Raw genomic sequence first — 7576 nt, 5'->3', positions numbered from 1 at the left:
GTGACCACGGCGGCTCGCTGGCTGCGCGACGGGGTCGGGACGGGCCTCCCGGCCGGAGCTGCCTGAACCGGTGCGCCGGGCCGTCGCCGAGCGGTCAGGCGGTCAGGCGGTCAGGCGGTCGGCCGTGCTGCGCGCTGCGCGTGCGTGACCGCCCAGAGTCCGACGGCGCTCGCCGCGGCCACGTTGAGCGAGTCGACCCCGTGCGCCATCGGGATGCGGACCGTCGTGTCGGCCGAGGCGATGGCGGCGTCGGTCAGCCCCTGCCCCTCCGTGCCCATCACCAGCGCGACCCGCTCGGGGACGTCGGCGACGAACGCGTCCAGGTCGACCGAGCGGTCGGTGAGCGCCATCGCGGCCAGGTGGAAGCCCTGCGCGCGGAGTTCCTCGCCCGCGGCCGGCCACTCGCCGATGCGGGTCCACGGCACCTGGAGCACCGTGCCCATGCTCACCCGCACGCTCCGGCGGTAGAGCGGGTCCGCGCAGCGGGGGCTGACGAGCACCGCGTCCGCACCGAGCCCGGCCACGCTCCGGAACACCGCACCCACGTTGGTGTGGTCAACGACGTCCTCGAGCACGACGACGACCTTCGCGTCCCGCACGACGTCGGCGACGGACGGCAACTCCGGGCGGTGCATCGCGGCGAGGGCGCCACGGTGCATCCGGAAGCCGGTCAGGTCCTCGAGCAGTGCGTCCGGTCCGACGAAGACCGGGCCCTCGTGGTCCGCCACCAGGGGCAGCACGCTGTCGAGCCACTTCTCCTGCACGATGACGCTCCGCGGGACGTGCCCGGCGCGGACCGCGCGCTCGATCACCGTGTTCGACTCGGCGATGTAGAGCCCACCCTCCGGCTCCGTGACCCGGCGCAGTGCCACGTCGGTGAGCCGGGCGAAGTCGTCGAGGCGGGGGTCGTCGAGGGAGTCGATGCGGACGGCGTGCACGGGGCTCGTTTCGTGGGAAGGCGGCTGGGCGTTCGGCTGTTGAGGGTACCGTGGACGACGTGCTGACCGACCCGATGACGGACGAGCTCGACCGCGTCGTGGAGCTGCTGGCGGGCAAGCGTGTCGCCGTGCTCTCCGGCGCCGGGCTCAGCACCGACTCCGGCATCCCCGACTACCGCGGCGAGGGCCGTGTCGTCCGGAAGCCGATGACCTTCCAGGAGTTCCGCTCCGACCCGGCGAAGCGGCAGCGCTACTGGGCCGGCTCGCACCTCGGGTGGCGGACCTTCGCCGCCGCCCGGCCCAACACCGGCCACCGGGCGCTCGCAGCGCTCGAGGACGCGGGTGTGGTCGCCGGCGTCATCACGCAGAACGTGGACGGGCTGCACCTGCGCGCCGGGTCCCGACGGGTCGTGGAGATCCACGGCTCGATGGACCGCGCGGTGTGCCTGACGTGCGGGCAGGTGTTCTCGCGTGCCGACCTGGCCACCGTGCTCGACCGCGAGAACCCGTGGATCGACGAACCCGGCACGGTGCAGCTCCAGCCCGACGGCGATGTCGAGATCACCGACGTCGAGCGCTTCCGGGTGCCGGACTGCTCGGTCTGCGGCGGGGTGCTGAAGCCCGACGTCGTGTTCTTCGGCGAGTTCGTGCCCGCCGAGAAGTTCCGCGAGGCCGTGTCGATCGTCGCGGACGCCGACGCCCTGCTCGTCGTCGGATCGTCGCTCACCGTGAACTCCGGCGTCCGGCTCGTCGACCACGCCACGCGGCGGAAGCACCCGGTCGTCATCGTGAACCGAGGGGCCACCCGCAGCGACCGGCGGGCGGCCGCGAAGCTCGACGCCGGCACCACGGAGACACTCGAGGCACTGGCCGCACGGCTCGTGTCTCCGTCGGCTGGTCCGGCGTCCGCTGGTCCGGGCTCGACCGGTCCGGCGTCGGCCGGCCCGGCGTCCGCTGCTCCGGGCTCGGCTGCTCCGGTGCCCTCTGGCAGGATCGACGGGTGACGACGCTCCTCACCCTGGTCCGGCACGGCGAGACCGACTGGAACGCGCAGCGACGCATCCAGGGCTCGACCGACATCCCCCTCAACGACACCGGTCGCTCCCAGGCCGCGGCCACCGCGCTGCTCCTCGGCCGCCGGCGGTTCGACGCCGTCGTCGCGTCACCGCTGTCGCGCGCGTTCGAGACCGGCACCATCATCGCCCGCCGCCTCGGGCTCCCGGAGCCCGCGACGTACCCGGGGCTCGCGGAGCGCTCGTACGGCGAGGCCGAGGGGCTCACCGACACCGAGGTCGCCGAGCGCTACCCGCACGACGACATCCCCGGACGGGAGTCCCGCTCCGCCCTGCTCGCACGTGCGACCGAGACCCTGGCCGAGATCGCCGTCCGCTTCGACGCCGGGTCGGTCGTGGTCGCGACGCACGGCGCCGTCATCCGGGCCGTCGTCAACGCTGCCGCTCCCGGCACGGCGGACCGGTACACGACGCCGATCCGCAACGGCTCCGTGCACTCGTTCCGCTGGGATCCCGAGCGGTTCCGAGCCGAGCTCGTCCGCTTCGACGACCCGCTCGACGAGGTCTCGGAGCAGACGGGCGACGAGTCCTTCGCCGAGCAGAACCCGCTCGAGCGCCGGTAGCGCGCGCAACGGACCGGTACACGACCGTTACCCGCGGCCGCGGGATCGAGAGGACCCGGCCGGACTAGGCTCCGGTCCACGGGCGGCCCGACCACCGCCCGGTGGTGCTCGCACCCGAGCGCGAGGAGGGGCCGTGACGAACCAGGGACCGGCGGACGACCGCGTCGACACGACGGACGACCTCGACCGCGCGTTCGGTCCCGACACGGCCTCGATCGCGACGGCGTCCACCGGCCAGCGGTTGCGACGCGGCACCGTCATCACGCTGTCCTTCGTCGCGGCCGGTGTCGTCATCGCCGTCGTGCTCTCGACCATCGTCGGCAGCATCCAGACCGGGGTCGGCGGCGTGTTCCCCCGTCCGCAGGCAGCGCTCGACCGGTTCCGCACCGCGGCGACCGAAGTCGCGGGGGTGCGCGGCGTCCGCGACGAGGAGACGACGCACGACTCCCTGGCGGCGTACCGGGTGTCCGCCGTGGTCGACGCGGCACCGGGTCTGTCCCACGGCCAGCAGGTGGACATCACCCGGGCACTCAGCGCGGCGGCCGCCGACGCGGACGGCAACGGGGTCGTCGTGTCCGCGGAGGTCCGGTTCGACACCATGGTGATCGGGGTCACGACGGACGCCGAGGTCACGCGCCAGCGACTCGAGGTCGCCCGGGCGGTGGCGGGGATCGGCAGTGTCGTCGCCGTGCGGTGCGACTGGGCCACCGACGCGCCGTCGGACGACGCAGCCGCGCAACGGGTCGAACTCGTCACGGCCGCCACCGACGTCGCCCTCGCGGCGATCACGGACGTCGCCCAGCGCGCGACGCACGACGTCTTCCCCGACGCCAGTGTCAGTGCGCGCCGACCGTCCTGACGCCACGCTCCTCGTCGTCCGCACGGCCGACCGCTGTCGCCCGCACGGCGGCTCCCGTCACCCGCGCTGCCGGTCCGCGACGGCCTGCTCGACCGCGCGCGTCACCTGCTCCGCGGAGTCCTGCCACCGGAACCGGGCCGCCCGCTCCAGCGACGCCTGTGACGCCTGGTCCCACCGGTCCTCGAGTCGGCGGACCGCGGCGGCCACGGCCGACGGCGAGGACGGGTCGAAGTACTCCGCGGCGTCACCGCCGATCTCGCGGAAGATCGGGACGTCGCTGACGACCACCGGCGTCCCGACGCCCATCGCCTCGACCAGGGGGATGCCGAAGCCCTCGTCGTACGAGGCCGTCGCCAGAGCCGTCGCGCTGCGCAGGGCCTCCAGGTACTCGTCGTCCGAGGCACCGTCGTGGAAGACGATCGACCCCGCCGGCGCCAGGGCCTCGAGTCGACGTCGATCAGCATCGGACACGCGTGACATGCAGTGCAGCGTCCAGTCGGCGCCGAGCAGGGGCAGTGCGGCCGCGAGCGTCTCGACGTTCTTGTACGGCATGAACGACCCCATGTAGACGAGCGTCCGGGAACGTCCGGCAGCGCGGTCGCGCGGCGCGGCGGGATCGGCCGCGTTGTACGCCACGGTCACGGGACGCTTCGTCAAGCGGTGCCGCTCGATCAGCCCCGCGGTGGTCTCGGACACCGTGACGACACCGTCCGCACCGTTCAGCAGCACCCGCTGCGGCGCCCAGCTCAGGTGGAAGAGCCGCCACCCCAGCCGGATCGGCCACGAGAACTCCCGCGGAGGCGTGCGGTTCCGGTAGTAGATGAGGTCGTGCAGGGTGAGCACGAGCGCGTAGCGGCGGCCGCGGGAGCCCATGGTCTGCATCGGCGAGAACACCGCGTCGAGCCCGAGGCGGTTCACCGCTCGGGCCACGAACGGTTCACCGGCGTCCGTCGGCGCGGGGATGCGCTCCCACGGGATGCCGTCGGGCAGTGACTCGAGCTGCCGCTCGTCGTGCACGAGCAGCACGTGGTCGTGCCGGTCGGGCAGGTGCGCCACGATGCCGGCCGTGAAGCGGCTGATGCCGTCGTGTCGTCCGATCCGGACGTACCGGCAGTCGATGCCGATCCGCAGGCGCCTCACGACGCGGACTCCCCCGACGTGGACTCCCCCGACGTCCGCTTCGTCCCGCGCGCAGGACCGCGTCCGGCGCGACGCCGGGTCGCGGGCTCCGCCATCCGACGGAGCACCGCGTCCGCGGCGGCCCCGGGCGTCTCGTAGTGCACGAGGTGCCCGACCTCGGGCACCACGACGAGCTCGGCGTCCCGGAGTCGCGCGGCCAGCGCCCGCTGCTCGGGCAGCGCCGTGATGTCGTCGTGCTCCGCCGCGACCAGGAGGACGGGCACGTCGATGCGGTCGGCGTACTCGGAGACGTCGTGCGTCACGGAGGTCCGGAACGCCTCGAGCACGCTCGTCCGGTCCGCGAACGCCGAGAAGTACCGGTCGTGCTGGTCGTGCACCCACCGGCGCAGGTCGCGGTCACGGGACTTGAGCATCGCGAGGCTCATCGCGCGCACGATCGCCCGGTTGCGGAGCAGCCCCAGCCCGACCGGCCTCGGCAACACCGCGCCGGCACGGTAGTAGCCGATCGCGATGCCGGTCCCGACGGCGCGTGGGCCCTGCAGCGCGGGCGCGGCGATCGGGTTCACGAGCACGAGCAGCCGCGTGTCGAGGCCGGCCGCGACCGCAGCCGACGTGACGATCGACCCGAAGGAGTGACCGAGCACGACCGTGTCCGGACCGAGGCCGAGCGCACGGTGGAACCCGGTGAGCCAGCCGACGTACGCGTCGATGTCCGAGACCGGCAGCGGGTCGGAGATCCCGAACCCGGGCAGGTCGGGGACGACCACCCGCACGCCGCGCAGGTGGGCGGCGATCGTCTCGAGCCCGTGGTGGTCACCGCGGAACCCGTGCACAGCGAGGACCGTCTCGGTCGCGTCGGCCGGGCCGTACTCCCAGTAGTGCGTGGTGCGGCCGTCGACGGTCACGGCCCGGTGCACGACCGGGGTCGCGGCGACGAGCGACTGGTACGGGGAGATCACGGGGGGTTGCATCGCGGCCAGTCTACGAAGCGGGAGCAGGCGGGGGTGCGCCCCGCGCCCGGCTGGGGAGGACGGCGGGCGGGAGGCACGCTGTGGAGGGGTGTCGCGCCTCCCGGCCGCACCGCCGAGGTCGGACCGTCCGGCCGCGCGACGCGGTGGCGGACGCGACCCGCGGACAGCAGCAGGAGCACGCGCCTACTGTGGCCGGAGTCGGGCCACGTCGCCGGCCCGCCGACGACGAGGAGCACGCTTGACCTTCACGGCCCCGATCCAGCTGCCCGGCCTGACCCTGGACCCGCAGTGGTACAAGCGTTCGGTCTTCTACGAGTGCATGATCCGCTCGTTCGTCGACTCGAACGGCGACGGCATCGGGGACATCCAGGGCGTCATCGGCAAGCTCGACTACCTGCAGTGGCTCGGCGTCGACGCGATCTGGCTCCCGCCGTTCTTCCAGTCACCGATGCGCGACGGCGGGTACGACATCTCCGACTACCGGGCGATCCTGCCCGAGTTCGGTACCCTCGACGACTTCCGCGAGCTCGTCACCAAGTCGCACGAGCGGAACATGCGGATCGTCATCGACATGGTGATCAACCACACCTCCGACCAGCACGAGTGGTTCCAGCAGTCCCGCGAGGACCCGGACGGTCCCTACGGCGACTTCTACGTCTGGCGCGACACCGACGAGCACTACGAGAACATCCGCATCATCTTCGTGGACACCGAGGAGTCGAACTGGACGTTCGACCCGGTGCGCCGCCAGTTCTTCTTCCACCGGTTCTTCTCGCACCAGCCCGACCTGAACTTCGAGAACCCGGCCGTCGTCGAGGCCGTCTACGACGTCGTCCGCCACTGGCTCGACCTGGGCGTCGACGGGCTGCGGCTCGACGCCATCCCGTACCTGTTCGAGTCCGAGGAGGGCAACGGCGAGGGCGAGCCGGAGACCCACGAGTTCATCAAGAAGCTCCGCGCGATGGTCGACGACGAGTACCCCGGGCGCGTCCTGCTCGCCGAGGCGAACCAGTGGCCGCGCGAGACCGCCGCGTTCTTCGGCACCGACGAGGAGCCCGAGTGCCACATGGCGTTCGACTTCCCGGTGATGCCGCGCATCTTCTACTCGCTCCGCGCGCAGCACGCCGCCGAGCTCAAGGCGATCCTGTCCGAGACGCTCGACGTCCCCGAGAAGGCCGCGTGGGGCGTGTTCCTCCGCAACCACGACGAGCTGACGCTCGAGATGGTCAGCGAGGAGTACCGGCAGGCGATGTACGGCTGGTACGGCTACGACCCGCGGATGCGGTCGAACATCGGCATCCGACGCCGACTCGCCCCGCTGCTCGACAACTCCCGCGCCGAGCTCGAGCTCATCCACGCGCTGCTGTTCTCGCTGCCCGGGTCGCCCTTCCTGTACTACGGCGACGAGATCGGCATGGGCGACAACATCTGGCTGCCCGACCGTGACTCGTCCCGCACCCCGATGCAGTGGACACCGGACCGCAACGCCGGCTTCTCGACCGCCGACCCGGGCAAGCTCTACCTGCCGGTCGTGCAGTCGCTCGTCTACAACTACGCGCAGGTCAACGTCGAGGCGCAGCTCGCCCAGTCCCGCTCGCTGCTGCACTGGGTCCGCAACGTCATCCACGTCCGCAAGGCGCACCCCGTCTTCGGCCTGGGCTCGCTGCACGTGCAGGACACGACGAACGAGTCGGTGCTCGCGTTCGTCCGGTCGTGGGAGGGCTCGGGACAGCAGTTCGGTCCGTCCGCCGAGGACGTCCTCTGCGTGTTCTCCTTCGCCACCAACCCGACGTCGGTGACGATCTCGGCGCCGGAGTTCGCGGGTCGGCCGCTGTACGACCTGTTCGGCGGCGGCTCGTTCCCGTCCTTCGACGAGGACGGCACCGTCACGCTGACGATGGGGACGCAGTCGTTCTACTGGCTGCACGTGGGCGCGCCGGTCGGCGTCTAGCGCGGGCCGGCGGGCGGCCTCCGTCCGCCGGGTGGTCGCTGTCGGCCTGGAGGCGCGGCTCGCCCCGCGCTCGTCGCGTCG

General features: G+C 72.5%; 7 protein-coding genes. 4 read left to right on the top strand and 3 right to left on the bottom strand.

Annotated elements, in window-relative coordinates; genetic code table 11:
- Positions 1-110: 110 nt before the first annotated feature.
- Positions 111-938, bottom strand: coding sequence for an RNA methyltransferase (locus tag D8M35_RS14550; protein ID WP_126892487.1), 828 nt, complete (start codon positions 936-938; stop codon positions 111-113).
- Between the two features lie 74 nt (positions 939-1012).
- Here D8M35_RS14550 and D8M35_RS14545 point away from each other — a divergent pair, with 74 nt between their 5' ends.
- The 3 genes from D8M35_RS14545 to D8M35_RS14535 all read left to right on the top strand — a co-directional run bounded on the left by D8M35_RS14545 (position 1013) and on the right by D8M35_RS14535 (position 3433).
- Entirely contained in the window at positions 1013-1942 is a 930-nt protein-coding gene (locus tag D8M35_RS14545; RefSeq protein WP_126892489.1) for a Sir2 family NAD-dependent protein deacetylase, read from the top strand.
- Positions 1939-2574 carry a histidine phosphatase family protein gene (locus tag D8M35_RS14540; RefSeq protein ID WP_126892486.1) on the top strand — a complete coding sequence of 212 codons (636 nt, stop codon included), beginning with the start codon at positions 1939-1941 and terminating at the stop codon, positions 2572-2574. Before D8M35_RS14545 ends, D8M35_RS14540 begins: the two co-directional genes overlap by 4 nt.
- Before the next feature lie 133 nt (positions 2575-2707).
- Complete coding sequence (locus tag D8M35_RS14535) at positions 2708-3433, top strand: hypothetical protein (protein ID WP_126892485.1); 726 nt, start codon at positions 2708-2710, stop codon at positions 3431-3433.
- Between the two features lie 57 nt (positions 3434-3490).
- Here the strand turns inward: D8M35_RS14535 and D8M35_RS14530 are convergent, their stop codons facing one another.
- The gene (locus D8M35_RS14530; protein WP_126892488.1) at positions 3491-4564 is read right to left on the bottom strand and encodes a glycosyltransferase family 1 protein; all 1074 of its coding nucleotides are present in this window, start codon (positions 4562-4564) and stop codon (positions 3491-3493) included.
- A 5-nt stretch (positions 4565-4569) separates the two neighbouring features.
- Positions 4570-5544 carry an alpha/beta fold hydrolase gene (locus tag D8M35_RS14525; protein ID WP_126892484.1) on the bottom strand — a complete coding sequence of 325 codons (975 nt, stop codon included), beginning with the start codon at positions 5542-5544 and terminating at the stop codon, positions 4570-4572.
- A gap of 238 nt (positions 5545-5782) precedes the next feature.
- Here D8M35_RS14525 and treS point away from each other — a divergent pair, with 238 nt between their 5' ends.
- The gene (gene treS / locus D8M35_RS14520; protein WP_126892483.1) at positions 5783-7495 is read left to right on the top strand and encodes a maltose alpha-D-glucosyltransferase; all 1713 of its coding nucleotides are present in this window, start codon (positions 5783-5785) and stop codon (positions 7493-7495) included.
- The last annotated feature ends 81 nt before the right edge of the window (positions 7496-7576 follow it).

This window comes from Curtobacterium sp. HSID17257, assembly GCF_003989515.1.
Lineage (GTDB): Bacteria > Actinomycetota > Actinomycetes > Actinomycetales > Microbacteriaceae > Curtobacterium.
This window is presented reverse-complemented; position numbering and strand designations above follow the sequence as displayed.